This is a genomic window from Pseudomonas sp. 2822-15 (assembly GCF_002742515.1).
Taxonomy (GTDB): Bacteria; Pseudomonadota; Gammaproteobacteria; order Pseudomonadales; family Pseudomonadaceae; genus Aquipseudomonas; species Aquipseudomonas salomonii.
Genome location: NZ_LJRY01000187.1, coordinates 159,143 through 182,998 on the forward strand (window position 1 = coordinate 159,143; position 23,856 = coordinate 182,998).

Consider the following 23,856-nt stretch of genomic DNA (forward strand, 5'->3'; position numbering starts at 1 on the left):
TCAGATCTTCTGCGCCAGGGACACGGTGAAAATGCCCCACTCATCCACACGTTGGGTGATTTTGCGAAAGCCCGCCGCCTCGACCAATTGATCCATTTCGGCCTGGCTGCGACGGCGCATTACCCAGGCCTGGCCCTGGCGATGGCTGGTCAACGCGCGGGCGATCAGTTCCAGTTGCGGGTGCCATGGCTGGCCGGTGTAGACCAGATACCCGCCGGGCTCCACCGCTTCGGCAAGACCTGCCAGCGACCTGCCGACCATGCCGTTATCGGCAAACAGCTCATACAGCCCGGACACCACCGCCAAGGTTGGCTTGGGCTCAAGCGCCGCCAGGTCCGCACGATCAAACGCATCGCCTTTGACGAACTGCGCGATGTCCCCCAGGCCTTTCTCGCGAATCAGCGCTCCGCCGTCACGCACGTTGATGTCGCTATAGTCGCGCAGCAGGATTGATTCCGGCAACGGTGAAACGCCCTGCAAGGCTTCGAGAATGTAGCGCCCGTGGCCGGCGGCGATATCGACAATGCGCACTTCGCGATCATCGGCACGCAACCTGGCCATGGCCAGCCGTAGCAGTTCCTCGACGTTCAACTTGCGCTGGCGAATGCCGCGCCAGCCGATGGAGTTGAGGTAATTGGTGTCGATCATCCGCCCCAGCCCGCCCTTGCCGGTGGGCGTGTTGCGGTACACGTAGTCCAGGGTGCTGCCGGAGTCGAAGCCGGTGTCGAAACCCAGTTTCACCCCGTCCGACAGGTTCTTGCCCAGGCCCATGCTGGCGCGGGTCATGCGCCAGTACAGGTCGCGCAGGGAGTTACGCGGCAGCGGCGCGGCGAGGGCTTCGGACTCGGCGCAGGTGGCGCCCATTTTGTCGGCATCCAGCAGGGCGGCGCGGTCCAGCGGGTGTTGGAAGTTCTGCAGGATAAAGCGCCGGGCGCTGCTCACGGCCACGGCACGGTCGCGCTCGCCAAGGGTGTCGTGGAAAAAGCCGGGCAAAATGTGCAGCTCTTTTTTCAGGCTGCCCAGGTGGTCGAAAAATTGCTGCTGGGGTTTGCGGTGCACCACAAAGTCGGAGCCGGAGATGAGCAATTGCGTCGGCACCTGGATCGCCTGGGCATCGGCGACCACCCGGTCGGCGGCTTCGTACAAACCCAGCAGCACATTCACCGAAATCGCCTTGGTGATCAGCGGGTCGCTGTCGTAGGTCGCGACGCGCTCCGGGTCGTGGCTGAGGAACTTGGCCTTGACGTAGCTGTTGACGAAAAAGTTGCCGCGAAACTTGCGCATCAACGCCAGCCCAGGCCGGGCGAAGGGCACGTACAGCTTGACCTTGAATGCCGGGGAGGCGAGCACCAGCGCGCGGATTTTTGGCGCGTAGTCGTGCACCCAAGTGGCCGCGATCACCGCGCCGACGCTTTGGGCGATGACGGCGACGTTTTGTTCTTCTATGCCGTAAGTGGCGCCGATGTGTTCGCAGAAGGTCTGCACGTCGCGGGCGCTGGTGGCGAAGCTTGGGCTGTCACCGCGCGCGCCCGGCGATTGGCCGTGGCCACGGGCGTCCCAGGCGAAGAAATCGAATTGCGGCAGGTCGAGCTCGTCGACCAGGTGGGCAATACGGCCCGAGTGCTCATGGCCGCGATGGAACAGCAGGATCGCCTTGCGCGGCGCGTCGCCCTCAGGCGCAGTGGCCGGCCAGTGCCGATAAAAAAGCTCGACGCCATCATGGGTACCGAAGGTGTGCTCTTGCTGTTCGCGCATCGCAAAAATCCTTATGCAATCGGTGAGGTTTCTTGTTGTTCTTTGAGGCCCTGACGCACCCGGTTGACCAAGGTGTAGGCGAGCAGGGCAGCGACCAGCCACATCACCGCGTCGACCCCACCGGCGCCGAGCCAGCCCAGCGCCACGCCAGTGGCGAGCACGCCGAGTACGAACGCCCGATCACTTTTGCCCATCGGCCCGTCATAGCGGCGTGAGGCCCCCACCATCGGCCCCAGTACACCGGCGTATTCGCTGAACACGGCAAGCAACGCCACCAGCAGCACCGGCGCCAGGCTCACGCCGGGAATCAGCGCAAAGGGCAGGATCAACGCGCTGTCGGCGATCACGTCGCACAGTTCATTAAGGTACGCACCCAGGCGTGATTGCTGGCCGAATTCGCGTGCGAGCATGCCGTCGATGGCATTGAGGGCCATGCGCAGGATCATCCACAGCGGGATCAGTGCAAACAGCCAGAGGTGTTGGGCAAAGCTGGCGATCAACAGGCCGACCAGCAAGGAAACGACGCCGGCCAGCACGGTGATCTGGTTGGCGGTGGTGCCGTTGTCGTAAAGGCGCTGCACAAGAGGGCGCAGCAGGTTCTGAAAACGCGGTTTGAGCTGGTAGATCGAAATCATGACGCTTCCTTGTCCATGGGCCCGCGAAAAACTGTTTGGAGTGTGCCGATTAATCCGTGCCTGCACCAGTGATGGCTTGTGTTTCTGGGGGTTTAATCACTATTCAGAGCGCACCACAGAATAAATGTGGGAGCTGGCTTGCCTGCGATGGGCATAGGTATCTACACAGCCGGTTGACACGAAATCTGTGGCAGGTGAGCCGTTGTGGCGAGCAGGCTTGCCACAGGAGAAATTGGCTGCCCTCAAAAACTGGCAGACCGCTATCTCGGGCAAGCCCGCTCCCGCAAGGGATTTACGCTGTTTTCGGACAAAAATTTCACGCTGCGTGTTATATCGTAACCAATTGTATGTAAGCGGACGTTAAGTGGATGCAAGTGGATCTGGAAGCTGACGGCGCTTCGGTTGAAGGCCTTCCGCGTTTTCAACAAGGGCTGTTTCATGCCCGCCGATTGCGCCAGGCGGGCATCAGCCTGACGGCCCTGGCCGTGGCCGGTTGGGTGCTGGCGCTGTTTGTCGCGCTGTTTGCGCCGCTGTCGATCTGGCCGGTGGTGCTGATCAACTGCGCGTCGGCCTTGCTGGTGCTGGTGGCCGGGTTGCAGTCGGCGTGGTGGGTGGCGGATTGGCGCGCCCAGGCGCTGGAAACGCCCACGGCTGAACTGATCGAAGCGTCCGGCGAAGAGGTTGGCGCGTTCGCACGGGCGCTCAATCGGTTTGGCAGCGGCGTGCTGTCACAGGTTGGCGCGCCGGTGCTGTGGCTGTGCGGTTGGTCGTTGCTGGCGCTGATCAGCATCATCGAATTCTGGAACCTGGCCTTGCCCGCCGCCGCGCTGGGGCAATCGGCGAGCATCGGCGCGGCGCTGGCCCTGGCGTTGGCCTTTGGCTTGTTGGTGTTCGAGCGACGCTTGGCCCAGGAAACCGCTGCGCAATGGCCGGAAGCGTCACAGCTGGCGCAGTTGAGCCGCGTGGCGATTGTCAGCCTGGTGGTCAGTGCGATCTGCCTGCTGTTTGCCGGTGCCGAATCCGTGTGGCCGCTGCGCCTGGCGGTGTTGACGGGGCTGTTGCCCGCGTTGGTGGCGCTGGAGTTTCTGCTAAGAGGCGTGCTGTCACTGTTCAGCCCGCGCCAGCCGCGCCTCGAACCACGCTTGATGGCGCAGAGCTTTATCGCGGGCCTGCTGCGTTGGCCACCCCAACCCTTGCTGGCGTTGCAGCACGAATTGCACAACCGCTTCGGCATCGACTTGCGCCAGATCTGGGCGTTTACCTACATGCGCCGGGCATTTTTGCCGGTGCTGTTGGTGGTGCTGGCGGTAGGCTGGGCGTTGACCGGCGTGCACGAAGTGCCCCTGCAAGGCCGTGGGATTTATGAGCGGTTCGGCGAACCCGTGCAAGTCTTCGGGCCTGGCTTGCACGCCGGGTTGCCGTGGCCATTGGGTCGCGTGCTGAGCGTGGAAAACGGCGTGGTGCATGAGCTGGCAACCAGCGTCAGCGAGGCCGCCGCGCCGGAGTTGGCCTCGGCGGAAGGCCCGGCGCCGCTAATCGCCAACCGCTTGTGGGACGCCAGCCATGTAAATGACAAGTCCCAAGTGATCGCCAGCAGCAGCGGCGACAAGCAGAGCTTCCAGATCGTCAATATGGATGTGCGTTTCGTCTACCGCATCGGCCTGACGGACAAGGCTGCGCTGGCCGCCACCTATAACAGCGCGGATGTACCGACGCTGATTCGCAGCACCGCCAGCCGCATCCTTGTGCATGATTTTGCGTCGCGCACCCTCGACGAATTGCTCGGCGAGCAACGCACCAGCCTCGCCGATGAAGTGGGCCGCGCCGTGCAGGCCGACCTGCAGAAACTCGACAGCGGCGTGGAAATTCTCGCCACGGTGGTGGAAGCAATCCATCCACCGGCCGGTGCTGCCAATGCTTATCACGGTGTGCAGGCGGCACAAATTGGCGCCCAGGCGCTGATCTCCCGCGAACGCGGGGCTGCCAGCGAGCAAACCAACCAGGCGTTGTTGCAAGCCAGCACTGCCCGCGATCAGGCGGTGGCCACTGCCCGTGAAGTAAACGCGGGCGCCCAAGCGGCCGACCTGCGTTTTACCGCCGAACAAAAAGCCTACGCCACTGCGGGTCGTGCCTTTGTGCTGGAACAGTACCTGGGCCAACTCAGCCAAGGCCTGGCCCACGCCAAGCTGCTTATTCTGGATCACCGCCTGGGCGCCGATGGCGCGCCGACGATCGATCTGCGTTCTTTTACTTTGCCGGCCGACCCGATGGCGCCGCGTAAAGCCGTTCAATAAGGAGTCTGTCTGTTGAGCGCACATTCTCACGATCACGGTCATCACCATCATCACGGCCACCATCATCACCACCATGGTGATGAGCAGGCCTCTGGCCCATTCCCTTGGCGGCGTATGGCCTGGGCGGTGTTGCTGGTGCTGTTTGCCGTCGCGGCGGCGAGCCTGGTGCAGGTGCGTTCCGGTGAAGCCACGGTGATTACCCGCTTCGGCAACCCGGCGCGGGTATTGCTGGAGCCGGGCCTGGGCTGGCGCTGGCCGGCGCCGTTCGAAGCGGCGATCCCGGTGGACCTGCGCCTGCGCACCACTTCCAGCGGTTTGCAGGATGTGGGCACCCGCGATGGCCTGCGCATCATCGTGCAGGCCTACGTGGCGTGGCAGGTGCAGGGCGATGCCGACAATGTGCAGCGCTTTATGCGGGCGGTGCAGAACCAGCCGGATGAGGCGGCGCGGCAGATTCGCACCTTCGTCGGCTCGGCGCTGGAAACCACGGCGGCCAGCTTCGACCTGTCGAGCCTGATCAACACCGACGCCAGCCAGGTGCGCATCGCTGATTTTGAAGCCCAGCTGCGCCAGCAGATTGATCAACAATTGCTCACCACCTATGGCGTGCGCGTGGCGCAAGTGGGTGTCGAACGCCTGACGTTGCCTTCCGTCACCTTGACCGCCACCGTCGACCGCATGCGTGCCGAGCGCGAAACCATCGCCACTGAACGCACCGCCGTGGGCAAGCGTGAAGCGGCGCAGATTCGCTCCGCTGCCGAGCGGGATGCGCGCATCGTGCAGGCCGATGCCACGGTGAAAGCTGCTGATATCGAAGCCCAGTCGCGGGTTGAGGCGGCGCAGATTTATGGGCGTGCCTACGCCGGCAACCCGCAGTTGTACAACCTGCTGCGCTCGCTCGATACCTTGGGCACGGTGGTTACGCCGGGCACCAAGATCATCCTGCGTACCGACGCTGCGCCGTTCCGTGCACTGGTAGACGGGCCCAAGGACGTTCAGCCATGACCGAGCGTGACGGCCCGGACAGCCCGTGGATCCAGGCCGGGCGTCTGACCTTCCTGGCGCTGTACGCGGTGACGGTTCTGGCCGCATTGGCCTGGGCGTTTTCGAATGTGCGCCAGATCGACCCGCAAAACCGCGCTGTGGTGTTGCACTTCGGCGCGCTTGACCGCATCCAGAACGCCGGGCTGTTACTGGCGTGGCCGCAGCCCTTCGAGCAAGTGGTGCTGTTGCCGGCGGCGGACCGTGTGATCGAGCGGCGAGTGGAGAACTTGTTGCGCTCCGAGGCGGCGACCCAGGCCGATCGCGTGGCCAGTTTTGCCACGCCTCTGAGCGACGCGCTGGCCGGTTCCGGTTACCTGCTGACGGGCGATGCCGGTGTGGTGCAGCTGGATGTGCGGGTGTTCTATAAGGTCACCGAACCTTACGCCTTTGTGTTGCAGGGCGAGCATGTGCTGCCGGCCCTGGATCGGCTGGTGACGCGCAGCGCGGTGGCACTGACCGCCGCGCGCGACCTGGACACGATTCTGGTGGCGCGCCCTGAACTGATCGGCACCGACAACGGCGCCGCCGAACGCCGTGAGCGGCTGCGCGGTGATCTGGTGCAGGGCATTAATAAACGTCTGGCCGAGTTGGCCTCGACGGGATTGGGCTTGGGGATCGAAGTCACCCGCGTAGATGTGCAATCGAGCCTGCCAGGTCCGGCCGTCAATGCCTTCAACGCCGTGCTGACGGCCAGCCAGCAAGCTGACAAAGCCGTGGCCAATGCCCGCACCGACGCGGAAAAACTCACCCAGACCGCCAACCAGCAAGCCGACCGGCTGGTGCAGGTTGCCCACGCCCAGGCCAGCGAACGCTTGGCCAACGCCCAGGCGCAAACCGCGACTGTTACCAGCCTGGCGCAGGTTAAAGACCCGGGCTTGTTGCTGCGTCTTTATCGCGAGCGCTTGCCGAAGATTCTAGGCCAGGCAGGTTCCGTGACCACCGTCGACCCTAAAGACGACTCCCGCTTGATCATTCAGGGAGCCGAGCAATGAGCGCGCCCATGTTGACCTCTGCCGAGCAGCGCAGTGCTGCCCGGCAATTGACCCTGGCCATGTTGGCCCTGGGATTACTGGTGCTTGGCCTGGTCTGGCGCTGGCTTGCGCCGGACCAGACCGGTGTCAGCCAATTACTGCTCGGCGTTGCATCCTTGCTGGTGGCCGTGCCGGTGATGCGCTCGGCCTGGTACAGCCTGCGTTACCCCAGCCTGCATGGCATCACCGATCAGTTGATCGCGCTGGCGATGCTGGGTGCCTGGGCGACGGGTGATCTGCTGACCGCCGCGCTGTTGCCGATCATCATGATCTTCGGCCATGTGTTGGAAGAGCGCAGCGTGATCGGCTCCCAGGAAGCGATTCACGCCCTGGGCAAACTGACCCGCAGCCATGCGCGGTTGGTGCAGGCCGATGGCAGCATTATTGAAGTGGATAACGGCACGCTGAACACCGGCGATATTGTTGAAGTGCGCGCCGGTGATCGCGTGCCTGCCGACGGTGTGGTGCTGTCGGGCCAGGCGAGCCTGGACACGGCGCCCATCACGGGTGAGTCGGTGCCGTTGGAAGCCAGCGTCGGTGTGCAGGTGTTTGGCGGTGCGATCAACCTGGATGGGTTACTGCGCTTGCAAGTGACCCGCACCGGCGATGAATCGACCTTGGGCAAGGTGATCGCGCTGATGCAGAACGCTGAACGCTCCAAGCCACCCATCACGCGGCTGCTGGAGCGTTATGCCGGCAGCTATATGGTGCTGGTGTTGCTGCTGGCGGCGGTGACCTGGTTTGTCACCAATGACGCCCAGGCGATGTTGGCGGTGCTGGTGGCGGCGTGCCCGTGTGCCTTGGTGCTGTCGGCGCCGGCCACAGCGATTGCCGGGATTGCCGTGGCCGCGCGCCATGGGATTTTGATTCGCAGCTCGGCGTTTCTGGAGGAGTTGGCGGACTTGACCTCGTTGGTGGTCGACAAGACCGGCACGCTGACCTTCGGCACGCTGCGTTTGCAGTCCATCGAAACCACGGCGCCGGATCGGCAGGTGTTGTTGAATCTCGCCGCCAGCCTCGGTTCGGCCAGCAGTCACCCGGTCAGCCGTGCGCTTGCCGGTTTGGCCACGCAAGAGCAGATGCTGGTGCTGACCGATATTCACGAACGCCAGGGGCTTGGCGTCGTGGCGCAAACCGGGCAGGGCGAGGCGGCGCTGGGGCGACCGGAGTTGTTCGAGCAGTTGGGTATTGTCACGACGACAGTCCCGAACCATGACGGCCCGATTGCCGGGCTGGCGTTGAATGGGCAATTCCTGGCCTGGCTGTTGCTGGCGGACAGCGTGAAGCCGGAAGCACGCCAGGCGCTGCAAGAGCTGCGCGACCTCGGCCTGGGCCGCCAACTGCTGCTGACCGGCGACCGCCAGAGCGTGGCCGACAGCCTGGCGCTCGACGTAGGCATCAGTGACGTCGAGGCGCAGGCCTTGCCGGAAGATAAGCTCAACCGCGTGCTGGGAGAAATCAGCAGTGGCTTCCGCCCTATGGTCGTGGGTGACGGGATCAACGATTCCCTGGCACTCAAGGCGGGCGTGGTGGGTGTGGCCATGGGCGCAGGCGGTGCGGACATCGCCCTGGCGTCGGCGGACGTGGTGCTGATCGGCAGCGATTTGCGCCGCCTCGGCACCTGCGTGCGCTTGAGCCGCCAGTGCCGGCGCACGTTGCAGGTCAACGTGATCATCGGCCTGGGCTGGACGCTGGCCATCGTGGTGTTCGCCGCGTTTGGCTGGCTGGGTGCTGCCGGGGCAATGATTGCGGCGGTGTTGCATAACCTCAGCACCCTGCTGGTATTGGGCAATGCCGGGCGTTTGCTGCGCTTCCAGGAGCCGCTTTTGAAGCTGGATGAATAAATTTCAGAAATATTTGCACACGGCTGTAACGCCGGTGAGGGACCTCACTCTAGTGGTATGTCGAGACTGAACAATCCGTTCAGACCGATTCCACTACCGATCATGAGGAATACAAAAATGAACTTCAAATCCGCTGCTGCTGGTGCCGCCCTCGCAATGGCCGCCGCTACCATGTTTGCTGGTGTTGTCACTCAGGCTCAAGCCGCTGACACCGCTGTGCACTGCTACGGCATCAACGCGTGCAAAGGCCAGAACGATTGCAAAACCAAGGACCACGCCTGCAAAGGTCAAGGTTCGTGCAAAGGTCAGGGCTTTAAGGCTATGGCCAGTGCAGATGCTTGCACCAAGGCTGGCGGCAAAGTCGGCGAATAACCGGCAACTCAGTGCTCCCGCAGCGGATGCCCCCCACCGCTGCGGACACTTTGCCCAGGAGTGTGTGATGTCCGCTTCCCTTACAAGTCTGGGTTACGGCCTGGGTTTACGCAGTGAGTACTACCAGCAGATCCTTGAACAATCGCCGGCCGTGGATTGGTTCGAAGTGATCTCCGAGAATTATCTGGTCCAGGGCGGTAAAGCCTTGTATTACCTGGACGCGATAGCCGAGCGTTATCCCCTGGTGATGCACGGTGTGTCCTTGTCCATCGGCGGGCCGCATGCCCTCGATACCGATTACCTGAAACAAATCAAACAGCTTGCCGAGCGCATTCAGCCTGCGTGGATCTCCGATCACCTGTGCTGGAGCCGTGGCAGTGCCCATCAGTTGCACGACTTGCTGCCGCTGCCTTACACCGAAGAAAGCCTTTACCACGTGGCCGGCCGCGTGCGCCAAGTGCAGGATGTGTTGCAACGCCCACTGGTGCTGGAAAACGTCTCCAGCTATGTGCGCTCCAAGGCCGATGAGTTTACCGAGTGGGAATTCCTCAATGCCTTGGCTCATCTGACCGGGTGCCAGCTGCTGCTGGACGTGAACAACGTGTATGTCAGCTCGCGCAACCACGGCTTTGATGCCTGGACCTTTATCCGTAGTTTGCCGCCCGACAGTATCCGCCAGCTGCATCTGGCCGGGCATATGGACTACGGCGACTATGTGGTCGATACCCATGACCATCCGGTGTGCGACCCGGTTTGGGCGCTTTATCAGCAGACACTTGAGCGCTTGGGGCCGGTGTCGACCTTGCTGGAACGCGATGACCATTTCCCGCCGTTCGAAGAACTGCTCACCGAGTTGAGCAAGGCCCGTGAATTGGGCGCGACCGCCTTGGCCCGGAGATCGTTATGCGCCTGACCGATTGGCAGCTGGCCTTTGAGCAACACCTGTTATCTGAAAACTCAGCCGCCAACAGTGGTTTCGCCGCTACCTTGCTGGGCGGGCCGACCCTGGATGTGGACACGGGCCTGGCGATTTATCACAACGCCTACCTGTCGCGCTTGCAGGAGGTGCTGCGCCATGACTTCGGTGCCGTTTGGTATTGGCTCGGCGATGATGAGTTCGCCTCACTCACACAAGCCTATTTGCGCCGTTATCCGTCCGCCCATTACAGCCTGCGCTGGCTGGGTGAGCGGTTCCCGGCGTTTATCGTCGAGCATCTGGTGGCTGAGCAGAGCGTGCCGCTGGCTGAGCTGGCGCGGTTGGAATGGGCGTTTACCCTGGCGTTTGATGCGCCGCAGGGTGAGCCGCTGGCCCTTGATGATATGGCGCAACTGGCGCCCGAAGAGTGGCCGGCGTTGCAGGTCACCCTGGCGTCGTCGGTGCAGCAGGTGCTTTGTCACTTCAATACCGTGGCAATCTGGCGGGCGAGCAAGGATGAGTCGGAGTTTCCCGACAGTCATGCGCTGGAGCTGGCGCAGATTTGCCTGGTATGGCGCCACCACAACGTGTGCCATTACCGCAGCCTGGAGCCCGCTGAAGCCTGTGCCTTGGCGGGAATGGTGACCACCGGCTGGAATTTTTCAGAACTGTGCGAAGCGCTGGTAGTCACTTATGCAGAGGGTGCACCACTGCAAGCAGTGACATGGCTGAAACAGTGGATCCAGGATGGGTTGCTCGAGCGCCGAGCCCCATAGAAGAAGGCTATTAAATCGATAGCCTCCTACTTTGTCTTCGGATGGTCTACCCTCACTCCAGACGTCTGAAACAAGGGGGGGACTACTCATGCTCGCGCAACTTCCACCGGCCTTACAGAATCTTCAGCTACCGCTGCGTCTTCGACTCTGGGACGGCCATGAATTCAACTTGGGCCCCGAGCCCAGTGTGACCATCGTGGTGAAGGACCCCACGGTCGTGTCCAGGCTGACCCATCCAACGCTCGATGCTTTGGGCGAAGCCTTCGTCGAGGGCAAGTTGGAGCTGGAAGGCTCCATCTCCGAGGTTATCCGGGTATGTGACGAGTTGAGTCATGCCCTGATCGACGACGACGAGGGGAATCGTCCGGTGCGCTCGATCCACGACAAAGCCACTGACGCAGCGGCTATTTCCTACCATTACGACCTGTCCAACGAGTTCTACCAGCTATGGCTGGACCAGGACATGGCGTATTCCTGCGGTTACTTTGAAACCGGCAGCGAATCCATCGACCAGGCCCAACAAGACAAATTTCGCCATCTGTGCCGCAAATTGCGGCTGCAGCCGGGTGAGTATTTGCTCGACGTTGGCTGTGGTTGGGGCGGGCTGGCGCGGTTTGCGGCGCGTGAGTTTGGGGTCAAAGTGTTTGGCATTACCCTGAGCAAGGAACAGCTGGCGCTGGCTCGGGAGCGGGTTAAAGCTGAAGGGCTGCAAGATCAGGTCGACCTGCAACTGCTCGACTATCGCGACCTGCCGCAAGACGGTCGTTTCGACAAAGTCGTCAGCGTGGGGATGTTCGAGCACGTCGGCCACGCCAACCTGGCGGAGTATTGCAAGACGCTGTTTGGCGCGGTGCGCGAAGGCGGCCTGGTGATGAACCATGGCATTACCGCCAAGCACACCGATGGCAGACCCGTGGGCCGTGGCGCCGGAGAGTTTATCGAGCGTTATGTCTTCCCCAACGGCGAGCTGCCGCACCTGGCGATGATGACCGCCGAAATCAGTGAAGTCGGGCTGGAAGTGGTCGACGTCGAAAGCCTGCGCCTGCACTACGCGCGCACCTTGGATCATTGGAGCGAGCGCCTGGAAGACAACCTCGAAGCGGCGGCGAAGATGGTGCCGGAGCAGGCACTGCGGATCTGGCGGTTATACCTGGCCGGTTGCGCGTATGCGTTTGCGCGGGGCTGGATCAATTTGCACCAGATATTGGCGGTGAAACCCCATGCCGACGGCAGCCATGAATTGCCGTGGACGCGGGAAGATATCTACCGCTGATTCAGACGCACTGAAGATCTAAAACTGTGGGAGCTGGCTTGCCAGCTCCCACAGTTTTAGTGTGTTGCTGCTTAGAGAATGGGTGAGATAAGCCGCGCCACCCGCATGCCCAGTTGTTGCAGGCGCCGAGTCTCGCGACTTTCTTCCTGGCTGACTTCATGGGCCAGGGCGAAGTCATCCAGCAACATCTGCTCCACCTCGCTGGCAAACGCCTCGTCCACCGTCAGCAGCATCACTTCAAAATTCAGCCTGAACGAACGGTTGTCCATGTTCGCGCTGCCGATGGCGCTGATTTCGCTGTCCACCAACACGACTTTTTGATGCAGAAAGCCTGGCTTGTAGCGGAATACCCGCACGCCGGCGCGTACCGCTTCGATCGCGTAAAGGCTGGACGCGGCGTAGACGATGCGATGGTCAGGGCGCGACGGCAGCAGCAAGCGCACGTCAACACCGCGCAGCACGGCCAGGCGCAAGGCCGAGAACACGGCTTCATCAGGGACGAAATACGGGCTGGTGATCCACACGCGTTCGGTCGCGGCATGTATGGCTTCGACAAAAAACAGCGAGCAGGTTTCGTACGGGTCGGCCGGGCCGCTGGCGAGCAATTGGCAGAGCACGCCGTCTTCGGGGTAAGTGTCCGGCAAAATCAGTGGCGGCAGTTCGCGCGCCGCCCAGAACCAGTCTTCGGCAAATGACTCCTGCAGGCACGCCACCACCGGGCCTGTGACCTGCACATGGGTGTCGCGCCAGGGTGCCAGCGGCGGCTTTTTGCCCAGGTATTCATCACCGACGTTGTGCCCGCCGACAAAGCCGGTAATGCCGTCCACCACCACGATTTTGCGATGGTTGCGAAAGTTGACCTGGAAACGGTTGAGCCAGCCGCTGCGGGTGGCGAACGCTTTGACTTTGACCCCGGCGTCGCGCAGTGATTGCACATAACGGTGGGGCAGGGCGTGGCTGCCGATGCGGTCGTAGAGCACATGAATATCTACGCCTTCGGCAGCTTTTTCCTTCAGCAGCGCATGCAGCTGTCTGCCAAGCTCGTCGTCATGAATGATGAAAAACTGGAACAGCACTGCAGTTTTGGCATTGCGAATGGCGTCGAAAATCGCGCTGAATGTGGCCTCACCATTGATCAGCAACCGCACTTCATTATTGGCCAGGCACGGCATGCGCCCCAGTTTGGGCATGGCGCGCAAGGAGCCGTAGGCGCTGGAGTTGCGCGCGGCCAGGGCTTCTTCGACCCATGGGCGCCAGTTCAGCTCGGTGATGGCGGTGTGCATTTCCTGGTTGGCCTGGCGACGGGCCTGGATGTACGCATCGAAGGTGCTGCGGCCGAAGATCAGGTACGGGATCAGCGTCAGGTAAGGCATGAACATCAACGACAAGGCCCAGGCGATCGAGCCTTGGGCGGTCCTGACCGTCAGTACCGCGTGGATCGCCGCCAGCGTCCCGAGAAAGTGCAGCGTGGCAATGAAGTAGGCGAGCAGGTGCGGGCCAAAAAAATCCATGAACGACATGACTCCAGGCAATCAAGTGCCTAACAGACCATGTTCCACAGCGAATGTCGCTATTTTATTTGCCGTGCAACACTGGCGGCTTTGCGGCGTCTAACGCCCACAATTACCCAGGAGTTACCCGATGAATGCTCGTCTGCTTGGTTTGGCCATGGTTGTTGGACTGACGCTGCCCGTGGCGGCTCAGGCGCAGATGCTGGCGCCGGGCTTGTGGGAATTGACCACCAGCAATATGAAAGTCGATAACCAGGATTTGCCGGACCTTTCGCTGATCCTCGGTCAGCTCAAGCAACAGATGACCCCTGAGCAGCGTGCGATGCTGGAAAAACAAGGCATCACCATGGCCGGTAAAGGCGTGCAGGTTTGCTTGACGCCCGCCCAGGTCGCCTCTGATTCGATCCCGCTGACCGACCCGCAATCGGGCTGCAAGCAGGAAGTGACCGACAAGACCGGCAACCAATGGAAATTCCGTTTCAGCTGCCCGAAAGCCCAGGGCACTGGCGTTGCAACCTTCCAGAGCCAGCAGGAATTCACTACCAGGGTAAACGGTACTTTCAATGCCACCGGTGTCCAGCAGAAGGGCAGCCTGGACACCCACGCCCAGTGGTTGGGTAACGATTGCGGTACGGTAAAACCCCGCGCCTAACGCAAAAAATGCAGGGGCAAGCCCTGGCAGCTGTCGACCACCTGGCCGTTGTGCCACGCCAGGTGGCCGGACACCAGCGTGGTGCTCACGCTGTGGCGAAAGCTGCGTTCGGCGAACGGTGTCCAGCCGCAGCGGGCGAGGATCGGCTGGCTACTGACGGGTTTACCTTCAGGCTCGGGTTTGATCAGCACCAAGTCGGCCCAATAACCTTCGCGCAAGTAACCACGGTCCGGGATGGCGAATAAATCGGCCACCCGGTGACTGGTTTTTGCCACCAGCGTGGTCAGGGGCAAATGCCCGTCCATGACCAATTCCAATAACGCCGGCAACGCGTGCTGCACCAGCGGCAACCCGGACGGCGCTTCACGGTAGCCCAACTGTTTTTGCGCCCAGGTATGCGGCGCATGGTCGGTGCCGATCACATCCAGACGATCACTCAACAAGGCCAGGCGCAACGCGTCGCGGTCGGCGCGGCTCTTGATCGCCGGGTTGCATTTGATCTGGTGGCCGAGGTGATGATAGTCACGGTCATCGAACAGCAGGTGGTGCAGGCAGACTTCGGCGGTGATGTGCTTTTCGGCCAAAGGCTTGTCTTCGAACAATGCCAGTTCGCGGGCGCTGGTCAGGTGCAGCACATGCAGGCGCGTGCCATGGCGCTTGGCCAATTCCACGGCAAAGGACGACGAGCGATAACAGGCTTCGGCATCGCGGATCAGCGGGTGGGCGACGGCAGGAATCTGTTCGCCGAAACGCTCGCGCAGGCGTTGCTCGTTGGCCAGGATGCTCGGCGTGTGTTCGCAGTGGGCCAGCAGGAGGGTCGGCACTTGCGCAAACAGCCGCTCCAGAATCCGTGGGTCGTCCACCAGCATATTGCCGGTGGAGGCGCCCATAAACACTTTAACCCCGGCCACTTCACGCGGGTCGAGGGCGGCAACCACGTCGAGGTTGTCGTTGCTCACGCCGAAGTGAAAGCCGTAGTTGGCCACCGAGTGCAACGCGACGCGGCGCTTTTTATCGGCCAGTGCTTCTAGGTTCAGCGTGGCCGGGCTGGTGTTGGGCATGTCCATGAAGCTGGTAATGCCACCGGCCACCGCCGCGCGGGATTCGCTGTAGAAACTGCCTTTGTCCGGCGCGCCGGGTTCGCGAAAGTGCACCTGGTCGTCGATCATGCCCGGCAGCAGCCATTGGCCTTGGGCGTCGATCTCCACAGGCTCGTTGTAGCCTTCAAGGCTGGCGGCAATCTTCTCGATGCGGCCATTGGCGACCAGCACATCGGCGTCGAATTCCTGGCCTTCATTGACCAGGCGGGCGTTGCGGATCAGCAGACGGCTCATGGTTCAGAACTCGTTTTGCAAGGCTTTGTAACCACGTACCAGATCGACGTTGGTACGCGCGACGTCTTCGGAAAATTCCGAGGCGCTGACGCTCACCGGCGGGAATTGCGACAAGTCGGTATTGGGGCCGATGCGGGTGGTGGAGGGCACGTAGAAGGCGGCGGGCAAGTCGCGCCCATCGACCACCGAGTTGTGGCGCACCACGCAGCCGTCGCCGACGGCGCAGTTGAACAGCACGCTGTTGAAACCGATGAAAACGCGGTCGCCGACAGTGCACGGGCCGTGGACGATGGAGCGGTGCGCGATAGACGTGAACTCTCCAATCGTCACCGCCGCACCGGATTTGGAGTGGATCACCACGCCGTCCTGGATGTTGGAGTTGGCGCCGATGGTGATCGGGTCCATGTCGCCGGTGGCGTCGACTTCGTCGGCGCGGATCACGGCGTAGGGGCCGACGAACACGTTCTCGCCAATGATGACCTTGCCGCAGATGATCGCGGTCTTGTCGACGTAGGCCGACTCGGCAATCACCGGCAAGTCGCCGGAAGGGTTCTTGCGAATCATGCAACAGGCTCCGTAATAATGTGAACGTGATCGCCATCTATGGCGTTGTAGAAACAGGTCGGCCGCCCGGTGTGGCAGGCCGGGCCTTGCTGGTCGACGATCAGCAGCACGGCGTCGCCATCACAATCCAGGCGCGCCTCGATCAACTGTTGCCAGTGGCCGGAGCTTTCGCCTTTGCGCCACAGTTGCTGGCGCGAGCGTGACCAGTAGCAGACGTGCCCAGTGGCCAGGGTTTCGCTGAGCGCCTGGCGATTCATCCAGGCCAGCATCAGCACAACGCCGCTGCCGTGTTGCTGGGCGATGGCGGCAATCAGGCCATCGCTGTTCCACGGCAGCGCGTCGAGTACGGGTTCGAGTGGAAAGCGGCTGCCCAGGGCAGCCTCTTCCAGGTCGAGCATGCTCAGGGTCATGGCTTGCTCAGGGCGGCGCACAAGGTGTTGAGGTTGTACTCGAACAGCCCGGTGAAGGTGCTCGCCGGGCCTTCGGCGGCGAGGGCGTCGGAGTACAGCGTGCCGCCGATCTGCGCGCCGCTTTCGTCAGCGATCTGCTTGAGCAGGCGCGAGTCCTTAATGTTTTCCATGAACACGGCTTTGACCTTGTCCTTGCGGATCTGGGTGATCAGCGCAGCGACTTCAGCGGCCGAAGGTTCGCGTTCGGTCGACAGGCCTTGTGGCGCCAGGAACTGGATGCCATAGGCCTGGCCCAGGTAGCCGAAGGCGTCATGGGAGGTGACGATGCGGCGGTTGCCGGCCGGCAGCGCGCCGAACTTGGTCTTGGCTTCGGCCAGCAAGCGGTAGATTTCTTTCAGGTAGGTCTGGCTGTTACGCAGATAGTCAGCCTTGTTGGCCGGGTCGGCTGCCACCAGTGCCTTGGTGATGTTGTTCACATAGATTTCGGCGTTGGCCAGGTTGTGCCAGGCGTGTGGGTCCGGAATGGTTTCACCGTCTTCTTCCATGGTGTGGGAGATCACGCCCTTGCTGGCGGTGACCACGGTGGCCTTGGTTTCGGTACTGGTAACCAGGCGGTCCAGCCAGGGTTCGAAGCCCAGGCCGTTCTTGATGATGACCTTGGCCTTGAGCAGCGCCTTGGCATCGTCCGGCGTCGGCTCATAGGTGTGGGCATCGGAGTCGGGGCCGACCATGTTGCTGATCTGGATGTGGTCGCCACCGATCTGGTGGGTGATGTCATCGAGAATGCTGAAGCTGGTGACCACTTGGAGTTTGTCGGCGGCCTGGGCCATCGACAAGGGCAGCAGAAGACTGAACAGCACGAGTAAAGCGCGCATCGGGAAACACCTCATTGGGATGTAAGAGAGGGCGGGCGGCGCAGCAAGCCGTGCACCGGGCCGAAAACCACGGACAGCAAATACCCGCCGCCAGCCACCAGCACGATGGCCGGGCCGCTGGGCAGTGAGTAGTAGAACGACAGCAGCAAACCAAGCCACACCGACAGGCATCCCAGCACCGCCGATACCGCAATCAACACCGGCAGGCGTCGGCTCCAGAAGCGTGAAGCAATCGCCGGCAACATCATCAAACCCACCACCATCAACGCGCCGATAGCCTGGAAGCCGATCACCAGGTTCAGCACCACCAGGGTCAGGAATAAACCGTGGGCGAGTGGGCCGAGACGGCTGACGGTTTGCAGGAACAGCGGATCAAGGGTGTCCAGCAGCAGCGGTTTGTAGATCAGCGCCATGGCGATCAGGCTGAAACCCGAGACCCAGAGCATGCCGGTGAGGGTGGTTTCATCCACCGCCAGGGCAGAGCCGAACAGCAGGTGCAGAAGGTCCAGGCGCTTGCCGGCGATGCCCAGGATCAGCACGCCGGCGGCGAGCGAGATCGGGTAGACGGCGGCGAGGCTGGCGTCTTCACGCAGGCCGGTGCGGCGGGTGATCCACGCCGACAAACCGGCCATGCCCAGGCCGGCGCCGAGGCCGCCGATGGTCAGGGCCGGCAGGCTGATACCGGCGAACCAGAAGCCCAGCGCGGCGCCGGGCAGGATGCCGTGGGCGACGGCGTCACCGATCAGGCTCATGCGCCGCAGGATCAGGAACACACCCAGCGGCGCAGTGCTGCACGCAAGCACCAGCCCGCCAATCAGGGCGCGGCGCATGAAGACGAAATCTTGAAACGGCATCCACAGGTGGGCGGCGAAGTGCATCAGGCCACCTGCATATGCGGTTGCGGGCGGATCAGCTCTTTGCTGGGGCCGAACACGCAGCCGGTGTTTCTGATCTGCACCACATCCTGAGTGTGGTGGCGCACGGAGGCGAGGTCATGACAAACGATCACCACCGTGCGGCCCTCATCGTGCCAGGCGTGCACATGTTTCCAGCACAGCGCCTGGCCTTCTTCGTCGAGGGCGGCGTGAGGTTCATCGAGTAGCAACACCGGTGCTTGAGCCAGGCTCATGCGCGCCAGCAGCGCGCGTTGCAGTTCGCCGCCAGACAACGCCATCAACGGTCGATGCTCCAGGCCGGTGAGGCACCAGTCTTCCAACACAGCTTGCAGACGTTGGCTGCGTTGTTCCGGGCTGAGCTTGGTGCCCCAGAAGCCGGCGGCGACCAACTCTTGCAGGCTGATCGGAAACTGCCGGTCCAGGTGTTGCTGCTGCGGCAGGAACGACAAGCCGCCACGACGTGGAACATCCAGGCTGACGTTGCCCGCCAATGGCTTTTGCAGCCCGGCAATAACTTTGAGCAGGCTGCTCTTGCCCGTACCGTTGGCGCCAATGATGCCGGTGAGGCTGCCTTTTTCCAGGCTTAGATCCAGCGCAGGGGTGAGTGGTTGCCCAGGGGCGCCCCAGCGCAAAGCGTTGCAGGTGATCATGCAGAGTCTCTCGTCCAGCGGCTTTCAGCCACGGCATCGTGCGCGTGCAGGCTTTCGGCGTGGATCACTTTGAGGTGGAAGGCTTTGACGGCATCCGAGCGTTTCAAGGCGAGGTTCAGGCGGCGGGCGGCGTCTTCGCAGAACATCAGGTTCTGCCCGTTGGCCAAGGCGAAGGCTTGTTCGTCCGCACGTTTTACAGCGGTTTGCACGGCGGTGCCGAGGGCGGCTTCGACGGTGTCGATCAGGTCTGTGAGCGGCAGGGTGTTCTGGCTGGCGTCCAGTTGGATCGACAGTTGGGCGCTGCTGCGCTGGCTGTGAGGCGTGGCGACGATGCCGTTGGCGCTGCCGAGCCAGGTCAAAACATCCTCATGCTGCAACGGCGTGTTGGCAAAGTCCTGGAGAAATTGCTGCTGAATCAACTGCCTGGCGAGCGCTGCCGAGCAAGGGCAAGTTGAAGAATAAGTAACGTCAATTTTTAGTTCCACGTGGAACATCTGGTTTTCCAGACGCGCTTCGATGCACACCGGGTAGCCTTTCCAACCGGCCAGCGGGCTGACCAAGGCCGGGCGTTTGAGTAACAAATCCGTATGAATGCGCAAGTAGGCGTTCTTAGATAATCCTTCATGACTCTCAAGAAAGCGCTGCAGTACATTACGCAGAAGTGCAGGTGTAAGAAGCTGCTGGTCGAGCATTTCCAAGGCCAGGTACAGGCGCGACATATGAATGCCACGGGCCTCGCCATCGTCCAGGCTTACGCCTGCATCGGCGGTGGCAGTCAGGCGTTGGCCGTCGATGACGATTGGCAGGGCGATGCCGCACATGCCCACCCAGTCGAGCGGCAAGGCTTGCCGTGAAGCCTGCGCGGCGATATCCGGCAGAGTCAGCGCATTCATGAGCAGGTCCGTCGTTGGAAATAAAAAGACATGTTATATTATAACCATTAAGGCGACGATGATTTTTCTGCTCCAGTCTTTCTTCAGTCATGTCGAGCAGGGACGCTCCTTTATTTGCGGTGTTTTTCATGCACAGACGTCAGCTTCTCAATCTGCTGCTGGTCAGCCCTCTGTTCACCTTTCCATTGGGGGCGTTTGCCACACAGATTCGTAATGCGCGCTTGTGGCGCTCCGACGACAAACTGCGGCTGGTGTTCGACCTCAGCGGCCCGGTGCAATACAAGACCTTCTCCCTGACGTCGCCGGAGCGTGTGATCATCGACCTGAGCGGCGCCGGGCTCAGTGGTGACTTCTCTCAGTTGGCGTTGAAGAACAGCGGGATTACTTCGATTCGTTCGGGGCATTTCGGCAAGAGCGATACGCGCATCGTGCTGGACCTGGCCTCGCCGATGCAGCTCAACAGCTTTCTATTGCCGCCGCAGGATGGCCAAGGCCATCGGCTGGTGCTCGACCTGACCAGCGCCACCCACGCGCCGCGCCAGATTGCTGCGCAGCCGGCGCCGCTGGTGGCTCCAGTAGATAAAGCGCACCCCAAGCGCGACATCATTGTGGTGGTCGACCCCGGCCACGGCGGCAAAGACCCTGGCGCCATCGGCTCCAAGGGCCAGCGCGAAAAAGACGTGGTGCTGTCCATCGCCCAACTGCTGGCCAAACGCTTGAAGCGCGAGAAGGGCTTTGACGTGAAGCTGGTGCGCAACGATGACTTCTTTGTGCCGCTGCGCAAGCGCGTGGATATCGCCCGTCAGCACAAGGCCGATATGTTTATCTCGGTGCATGCCGACGCCGCGCCGCGCCTTACCGCATCCGGCGCTTCGGTGTATGCGTTGTCGGAAGGCGGCGCCACCTCCGCCACCGCGCGCTTTATGGCGCAGCGCGAAAACGGCGCCGACCTGCTGGGCGCCACCACTTTGCTCAACCTCAAGGACAAGGACCCGATGCTCGCCGGGGTGATTCTCGATATGTCGATGAACGCCACCATCGCCTCCAGCCTGCAACTGGGCAGCTCGGTGCTGGGCAGCCTGCAAAGCATCACCACGCTGCACCAGAAGCGCGTGGAGCAAGCCGGGTTTGCGGTGCTCAAATCACCCGACGTGCCGTCGATCCTGGTGGAAACCGGGTTTATCTCCAACACCCAGGACGCTCAGCGGCTGGTGACGGCGCGTCATCAACAAGCCGTGGCGGATGGGCTGTTCGACGGCCTGAAAAAATACTTCGAGAAGAACCCGCCGATGAACAGCTACATGGCCTGGGTTCAGGAACAGAAGAGCGGCCAGGTCTAACAACCGGCTATACGGCTGCAGGTGAACTTGGCGCTGGCGCCACCCGAACTGGAAAACCGGTTGATGGTGGTCCAGCCCACGCGGCGCGTGTAGCCGACCCACGCCTCACCATCGGACGCCAACCCGGTAAAGAACGTCAGCTGCCCGTAGCGACTGCTGGTCTGTGCCCAATAGCGTTTGCCGATCACTTCAAAGCCGCGCAAATACGTGGTGCTGCCAGCCGTCGCCACGCTGTAGGCGTTGCCCAGCGGGTCTACACAGGCCAGCAAGTTGGCGCTGCGCGTGCAGTTCGCCAGCAGGCTCGGCGTTTGCGCGCAGGCAGTGCCTGCCACGCCCAATAACAGGGCACACACCAGGGTTTTCATAGCACCTCTCGGGCAAGAACGTGTTCCAGCATTGCGCCCTTCGTCGTGGCGAGCAAGCGGGGATTGGCTTATTTGTATTGTTATACTATAACATTAAAAAACAGCCTGACCCGTGAACCGCTTCCCATGACTGAACAAGACCTTCTGGCCCAACCGCCCGCCGACTACATGAATGACGCTCAGCAAGGTTTCTTCCGAGCACTGTTGCTGACCCAGCGCGACGAATTACAGGCGCGTATCGAGGCCGAGTTTTTGCTGCTGCGCGAGCAGGAAACCAACAGCGACCTGGCCGACATCGGCAGCGCCGAAGAGCAGCGCCAATGGCAGCTGCGCCTGCTGGAGCGCGAAAAAAAGCTGTTGGACAAGATCGACGATGCCCTCGAACTGCTGGCCCGCGGCGAATACGGCTGGTGCCGCGAAACCGGCGAGCCCATCGGCCTGCAACGCCTGCTGCTGCGTCCCACCGCCACCTTGTGTATCGAAGCCAAAGAACGTGAAGAGCTGCGCGAACGCCATAAACGGGCGATTTGACCGGCCAACCCTGATGAGGACTACCTGATGACCAATCGCCTTCCCGTTACCGTGCTGTCCGGCTTCCTCGGCGCTGGTAAAAGCACGCTGCTCAACTACGTTCTGCGCAACCGCGAAAACCTGCGGGTGGCGGTGATCGTCAACGACATGAGTGAAATCAATATCGACGGCAGCGAGGTGCAGCGCGACGTCACCCTGAATCGCTCCGAAGAAAAACTGGTCGAGATGAGCAACGGCTGCATCTGCTGCACCTTGCGTGAGGACTTGCTGGAAGAAGTCACAAAGCTCGCCAAGGAAGGTCGCTTCGATTACCTGTTGATCGAATCCACCGGTATTTCCGAGCCGCTGCCCGTGGCCGAAACCTTCACGTTTCGTGATGAAAACGAGCAAAGCCTGGCCGACATCGCGCGCCTGGACACCATGGTCACCGTGGTCGACGGCATGAACTTCCTGCTCGATTACCAAGCTGCCGAAAGCCTGGCTTCCCGGGGTGAAACCCTGGGCGAAGACGACGAGCGTTCCATCACTGACCTGCTGATCGAGCAGATCGAATTTGCCGACGTGATTCTGATCAGCAAGATCGACCTGATCAGCAGCCGCGAACGCGAGGAGTTGATGGCCATCCTTGAGCGCCTCAATGCGCAGGCGGAAATCATTCCGATGGTGATGGGCGAAGTGCCGCTGAACAAGATTCTCAACACCGGCCGCTTCGACTTCGAACGCGCAGCGCAAGCGCCGGGCTGGTTGCAGGAGTTGCGCGGTGAACACGTGCCGGAAACCGAAGAATATGGCATCGCCTCCACCGCTTACCGCGCGCGTCGCCCGTTTCATCCGCAACGCTTCTTCGACTTTATCGACCGCCCTTGGGTGAACGGCAAACTGCTGCGCTCCAAGGGCTTTTTCTGGCTGGCGAGCAAGCATCAGGATGCGGGCAGTTGGTCCCAGGCCGGCGGCTTGATGCGCCATGGCTTTGCCGGACGCTGGTGGCGGTTTGTGCCGAAAAGCCAGTGGCCTCAGGATGAGGAAAGCGTGGCGGCGATCATGGGCAACTGGCAATTGAGCACCGGCGACTGCCGCCAGGAATTGGTGTTTATCGGGCAGAACATCGACTTCGCGCAGATGCGTGCCGAGCTGGACGCATGCTTGCTTAATGATGAAGAAATGGCCCAGGGCGTCGAAGGTTGGCGCCAGTTGGCCGACCCCTTTGGCCCTTGGTATGAGCAGGTAGCCTGATGCTGGCCCCGGTAATTCCCTTACGCCCGCTCATCCGGCAGACCCGTGGTGAAACCCCGCTGGTGCTGTCGGACATCCTCGAAAACGACGTCAACCTGACGCTGTGGCAGCGCCAGTTGCCCCTGCATATCGCCGAATTCGGCGCCTTGCTGGTGGCGCTCAATGAGCCGTTGGCCGATTCCATGGTGATTGAACTGGAGAATGAGGACGCTGTGCCGAATTTGCAGGGTTTGGCCTCCAGCTGCCGCGATCTTGAAGGCTACGAAGGCTTTATTGCCGATGTGTCCTGGCTGGTCAGCGCGTTTGCTTGCCTGCTCGGCGCCAAAAGGATTGGCGTGCGTTTGCGGCTGCTGGACAAGGCCATGTGCCCGCGTTTTCACGTCGACCATGTGCCGGTTCGACTGATCACCACCTACGCCGGGATCGGCAGCCAGTGGCTGCGCGAAGGCGTGATGGACCGTCGTAAGCTCAGCCAGCCCGACGCGGAACCCACCGAGTGTATCGAGCAGGTCCACTGCGGTGAAGTGGCCCTGCTCAAGGGCACAAAATGGCACGGCAACGAGAACCATGGCTTGATCCATCGTTCACCCGCGCTCAGGGCCGACGAGCGCCGGTTGATCCTGACGCTGGATTGGCTCGCATAACCGCGTAGGATCAAGCGC

General features: G+C 61.8%; 24 protein-coding genes. 13 read left to right on the forward strand and 11 right to left on the reverse strand.

The features are described 5' to 3' along the window. A complete protein-coding gene (locus AOA59_RS15510; protein ID WP_099488185.1) occupies nt 1-1,755 on the reverse strand; it encodes a bifunctional alpha/beta hydrolase/class I SAM-dependent methyltransferase in 1,755 nt (584 codons plus the stop codon). Nucleotides 1,756-1,766: 11 nt separating this feature from the next. Next, nucleotides 1,767-2,390 carry a CDP-alcohol phosphatidyltransferase family protein gene (locus tag AOA59_RS15515; RefSeq protein WP_065932032.1) on the reverse strand — a complete coding sequence of 208 codons (624 nt, stop codon included), beginning with the start codon at nt 2,388-2,390 and terminating at the stop codon, nt 1,767-1,769. A 368-nt stretch (nt 2,391-2,758) separates the two neighbouring features. Between AOA59_RS15515 and hflK (AOA59_RS15520) the strand changes: the two genes are divergently transcribed. The 8 genes from hflK (AOA59_RS15520) (at nt 2,759) to cfaB (ending at nt 11,940) form a co-directional block, all read left to right on the forward strand. Next, nucleotides 2,759-4,684, forward strand: coding sequence for a protease modulator HflK (gene hflK / locus AOA59_RS15520; RefSeq protein ID WP_099488187.1), 1,926 nt, complete (start codon nt 2,759-2,761; stop codon nt 4,682-4,684). A gap of 9 nt (nt 4,685-4,693) precedes the next feature. Next, nucleotides 4,694-5,689 (forward strand): protease modulator HflC, encoded by a 996-nt coding sequence (gene hflC / locus AOA59_RS15525; protein ID WP_178076267.1) that lies wholly within the window; start codon nt 4,694-4,696, stop codon nt 5,687-5,689. Further along, complete coding sequence (gene hflK / locus AOA59_RS15530; RefSeq protein WP_099488191.1) at nt 5,686-6,720, forward strand: protease modulator HflK; 1,035 nt, start codon at nt 5,686-5,688, stop codon at nt 6,718-6,720. Before hflC ends, hflK (AOA59_RS15530) begins: the two co-directional genes overlap by 4 nt. Then, entirely contained in the window at nt 6,717-8,603 is a 1,887-nt protein-coding gene (locus tag AOA59_RS15535) for a cation-translocating P-type ATPase (RefSeq protein ID WP_099488193.1), read from the forward strand. Before hflK (AOA59_RS15530) ends, AOA59_RS15535 begins: the two co-directional genes overlap by 4 nt. Before the next feature lie 117 nt (nt 8,604-8,720). After that, nucleotides 8,721-8,975: a membrane protein gene (locus AOA59_RS15540; protein ID WP_017135097.1), complete on the forward strand. Its 255-nt coding sequence runs from the start codon at nt 8,721-8,723 to the stop codon at nt 8,973-8,975. Nucleotides 8,976-9,042: 67 nt separating this feature from the next. Next, nucleotides 9,043-9,888: a DUF692 domain-containing protein gene (locus tag AOA59_RS15545; protein ID WP_099488194.1), complete on the forward strand. Its 846-nt coding sequence runs from the start codon at nt 9,043-9,045 to the stop codon at nt 9,886-9,888. Further along, a complete protein-coding gene (locus AOA59_RS15550) occupies nt 9,879-10,667 on the forward strand; it encodes a DNA-binding domain-containing protein (protein ID WP_099488196.1) in 789 nt (262 codons plus the stop codon). Before AOA59_RS15545 ends, AOA59_RS15550 begins: the two co-directional genes overlap by 10 nt. Nucleotides 10,668-10,755: 88 nt before the next feature. Further along, a complete protein-coding gene (cfaB, locus tag AOA59_RS15555; protein WP_065932038.1) occupies nt 10,756-11,940 on the forward strand; it encodes a C17 cyclopropane fatty acid synthase CfaB in 1,185 nt (394 codons plus the stop codon). Between the two features lie 71 nt (nt 11,941-12,011). On the opposite strand, the gene cls is transcribed toward cfaB, so the two are convergent. Next, nucleotides 12,012-13,451, reverse strand: a complete 1,440-nt coding sequence (cls, locus tag AOA59_RS15560; protein ID WP_065932039.1) for a cardiolipin synthase — start codon at nt 13,449-13,451, stop codon at nt 12,012-12,014. Between the two features lie 130 nt (nt 13,452-13,581). Between cls and AOA59_RS15565 the strand changes: the two genes are divergently transcribed. Then, the gene (locus AOA59_RS15565) at nt 13,582-14,103 is read left to right on the forward strand and encodes a DUF3617 domain-containing protein (protein WP_065932040.1); all 522 of its coding nucleotides are present in this window, start codon (nt 13,582-13,584) and stop codon (nt 14,101-14,103) included. On the opposite strand, the gene AOA59_RS15570 is transcribed toward AOA59_RS15565, so the two are convergent. The 7 genes from AOA59_RS15570 to folE2 are packed head-to-tail and all read right to left on the reverse strand — an operon-like array spanning nt 14,100 to nt 19,725. Then, the gene (locus tag AOA59_RS15570) at nt 14,100-15,437 is read right to left on the reverse strand and encodes a dihydroorotase (protein ID WP_099488198.1); all 1,338 of its coding nucleotides are present in this window, start codon (nt 15,435-15,437) and stop codon (nt 14,100-14,102) included. The two genes, AOA59_RS15565 and AOA59_RS15570, sit on opposite strands and share 4 nt — an antisense overlap. A gap of 3 nt (nt 15,438-15,440) precedes the next feature. Then, the gene (locus AOA59_RS15575; RefSeq protein WP_017135756.1) at nt 15,441-16,001 is read right to left on the reverse strand and encodes a DapH/DapD/GlmU-related protein; all 561 of its coding nucleotides are present in this window, start codon (nt 15,999-16,001) and stop codon (nt 15,441-15,443) included. Further along, on the reverse strand, nt 15,998-16,411 hold the full coding sequence (hisI, locus tag AOA59_RS15580; protein WP_065932042.1) for a phosphoribosyl-AMP cyclohydrolase: 414 nt from the start codon (nt 16,409-16,411) through the stop codon (nt 15,998-16,000). The genes AOA59_RS15575 and hisI overlap by 4 nt, the downstream gene beginning before the upstream one ends. Beyond that, on the reverse strand, nt 16,408-17,286 hold the full coding sequence (locus tag AOA59_RS15585) for a metal ABC transporter substrate-binding protein (RefSeq protein ID WP_065932043.1): 879 nt from the start codon (nt 17,284-17,286) through the stop codon (nt 16,408-16,410). Before AOA59_RS15585 ends, hisI begins: the two co-directional genes overlap by 4 nt. Nucleotides 17,287-17,297: 11 nt before the next feature. Further along, nucleotides 17,298-18,164 carry a metal ABC transporter permease gene (locus AOA59_RS15590; protein ID WP_099488200.1) on the reverse strand — a complete coding sequence of 289 codons (867 nt, stop codon included), beginning with the start codon at nt 18,162-18,164 and terminating at the stop codon, nt 17,298-17,300. Beyond that, the gene (locus AOA59_RS15595; RefSeq protein WP_099488202.1) at nt 18,164-18,832 is read right to left on the reverse strand and encodes a metal ABC transporter ATP-binding protein; all 669 of its coding nucleotides are present in this window, start codon (nt 18,830-18,832) and stop codon (nt 18,164-18,166) included. The genes AOA59_RS15590 and AOA59_RS15595 overlap by 1 nt, the downstream gene beginning before the upstream one ends. Continuing rightward, nucleotides 18,829-19,725: a GTP cyclohydrolase FolE2 gene (gene folE2, locus AOA59_RS15600; protein WP_099488204.1), complete on the reverse strand. Its 897-nt coding sequence runs from the start codon at nt 19,723-19,725 to the stop codon at nt 18,829-18,831. Before folE2 ends, AOA59_RS15595 begins: the two co-directional genes overlap by 4 nt. Nucleotides 19,726-19,853: 128 nt before the next feature. On the opposite strand from folE2, the gene AOA59_RS15605 reads away from it, so the two are divergent. After that, nucleotides 19,854-21,065 carry an N-acetylmuramoyl-L-alanine amidase gene (locus tag AOA59_RS15605; protein WP_065932047.1) on the forward strand — a complete coding sequence of 404 codons (1,212 nt, stop codon included), beginning with the start codon at nt 19,854-19,856 and terminating at the stop codon, nt 21,063-21,065. On the opposite strand, the gene AOA59_RS15610 is transcribed toward AOA59_RS15605, so the two are convergent. Further along, entirely contained in the window at nt 21,062-21,430 is a 369-nt protein-coding gene (locus AOA59_RS15610) for a glutamine synthetase (protein WP_065932048.1), read from the reverse strand. The two genes, AOA59_RS15605 and AOA59_RS15610, sit on opposite strands and share 4 nt — an antisense overlap. A 126-nt stretch (nt 21,431-21,556) precedes the next feature. Here AOA59_RS15610 and dksA point away from each other — a divergent pair, with 126 nt between their 5' ends. The 3 genes from dksA to AOA59_RS15625 are packed head-to-tail and all read left to right on the forward strand — an operon-like array spanning nt 21,557 to nt 23,838. After that, nucleotides 21,557-21,961: an RNA polymerase-binding protein DksA gene (gene dksA / locus AOA59_RS15615; protein WP_099488206.1), complete on the forward strand. Its 405-nt coding sequence runs from the start codon at nt 21,557-21,559 to the stop codon at nt 21,959-21,961. Between the two features lie 27 nt (nt 21,962-21,988). Further along, on the forward strand, nt 21,989-23,194 hold the full coding sequence (zigA, locus tag AOA59_RS15620) for a zinc metallochaperone GTPase ZigA (protein ID WP_017135764.1): 1,206 nt from the start codon (nt 21,989-21,991) through the stop codon (nt 23,192-23,194). After that, nucleotides 23,194-23,838 carry a DUF1826 domain-containing protein gene (locus AOA59_RS15625; protein ID WP_099488207.1) on the forward strand — a complete coding sequence of 215 codons (645 nt, stop codon included), beginning with the start codon at nt 23,194-23,196 and terminating at the stop codon, nt 23,836-23,838. Before zigA ends, AOA59_RS15625 begins: the two co-directional genes overlap by 1 nt. Nucleotides 23,839-23,856: the final 18 nt, after the last annotated feature.

Excerpts from the sequence above, each read along its gene's own strand:
- AOA59_RS15625 (WP_099488207.1), top strand. The coding sequence starts at position 23,194 with ATGCTGGCCCCGGTAATTCCCTTACGCCCGCTCATCCGGCAGACCCGT.
- cls (WP_065932039.1), bottom strand. The coding sequence starts at position 13,451 with ATGGATTTTTTTGGCCCGCACCTGCTCGCCTACTTCATTGCCACGCTG.
- hflK (WP_099488187.1), top strand. The coding sequence starts at position 2,759 with ATGCAAGTGGATCTGGAAGCTGACGGCGCTTCGGTTGAAGGCCTTCCG.
- AOA59_RS15545 (WP_099488194.1), top strand. The coding sequence starts at position 9,043 with ATGTCCGCTTCCCTTACAAGTCTGGGTTACGGCCTGGGTTTACGCAGT.
- AOA59_RS15565 (WP_065932040.1), top strand. The coding sequence starts at position 13,582 with ATGAATGCTCGTCTGCTTGGTTTGGCCATGGTTGTTGGACTGACGCTG.
- hisI (WP_065932042.1), bottom strand. The coding sequence starts at position 16,411 with ATGACCCTGAGCATGCTCGACCTGGAAGAGGCTGCCCTGGGCAGCCGC.
- AOA59_RS15510 (WP_099488185.1), bottom strand. The coding sequence starts at position 1,755 with ATGCGCGAACAGCAAGAGCACACCTTCGGTACCCATGATGGCGTCGAG.
- AOA59_RS15550 (WP_099488196.1), top strand. The coding sequence starts at position 9,879 with ATGCGCCTGACCGATTGGCAGCTGGCCTTTGAGCAACACCTGTTATCT.
- AOA59_RS15590 (WP_099488200.1), bottom strand. The coding sequence starts at position 18,164 with ATGCACTTCGCCGCCCACCTGTGGATGCCGTTTCAAGATTTCGTCTTC.
- AOA59_RS15610 (WP_065932048.1), bottom strand. The coding sequence starts at position 21,430 with ATGAAAACCCTGGTGTGTGCCCTGTTATTGGGCGTGGCAGGCACTGCC.
- AOA59_RS15585 (WP_065932043.1), bottom strand. The coding sequence starts at position 17,286 with ATGCGCGCTTTACTCGTGCTGTTCAGTCTTCTGCTGCCCTTGTCGATG.
- AOA59_RS15535 (WP_099488193.1), top strand. The coding sequence starts at position 6,717 with ATGAGCGCGCCCATGTTGACCTCTGCCGAGCAGCGCAGTGCTGCCCGG.
- AOA59_RS15515 (WP_065932032.1), bottom strand. The coding sequence starts at position 2,390 with ATGATTTCGATCTACCAGCTCAAACCGCGTTTTCAGAACCTGCTGCGC.
- AOA59_RS15595 (WP_099488202.1), bottom strand. The coding sequence starts at position 18,832 with ATGATCACCTGCAACGCTTTGCGCTGGGGCGCCCCTGGGCAACCACTC.
- AOA59_RS15540 (WP_017135097.1), top strand. The coding sequence starts at position 8,721 with ATGAACTTCAAATCCGCTGCTGCTGGTGCCGCCCTCGCAATGGCCGCC.
- cfaB (WP_065932038.1), top strand. The coding sequence starts at position 10,756 with ATGCTCGCGCAACTTCCACCGGCCTTACAGAATCTTCAGCTACCGCTG.
- AOA59_RS15605 (WP_065932047.1), top strand. The coding sequence starts at position 19,854 with ATGCACAGACGTCAGCTTCTCAATCTGCTGCTGGTCAGCCCTCTGTTC.
- dksA (WP_099488206.1), top strand. The coding sequence starts at position 21,557 with ATGACTGAACAAGACCTTCTGGCCCAACCGCCCGCCGACTACATGAAT.
- folE2 (WP_099488204.1), bottom strand. The coding sequence starts at position 19,725 with ATGAATGCGCTGACTCTGCCGGATATCGCCGCGCAGGCTTCACGGCAA.
- AOA59_RS15570 (WP_099488198.1), bottom strand. The coding sequence starts at position 15,437 with ATGAGCCGTCTGCTGATCCGCAACGCCCGCCTGGTCAATGAAGGCCAG.
- zigA (WP_017135764.1), top strand. The coding sequence starts at position 21,989 with ATGACCAATCGCCTTCCCGTTACCGTGCTGTCCGGCTTCCTCGGCGCT.
- AOA59_RS15575 (WP_017135756.1), bottom strand. The coding sequence starts at position 16,001 with ATGATTCGCAAGAACCCTTCCGGCGACTTGCCGGTGATTGCCGAGTCG.
- hflK (WP_099488191.1), top strand. The coding sequence starts at position 5,686 with ATGACCGAGCGTGACGGCCCGGACAGCCCGTGGATCCAGGCCGGGCGT.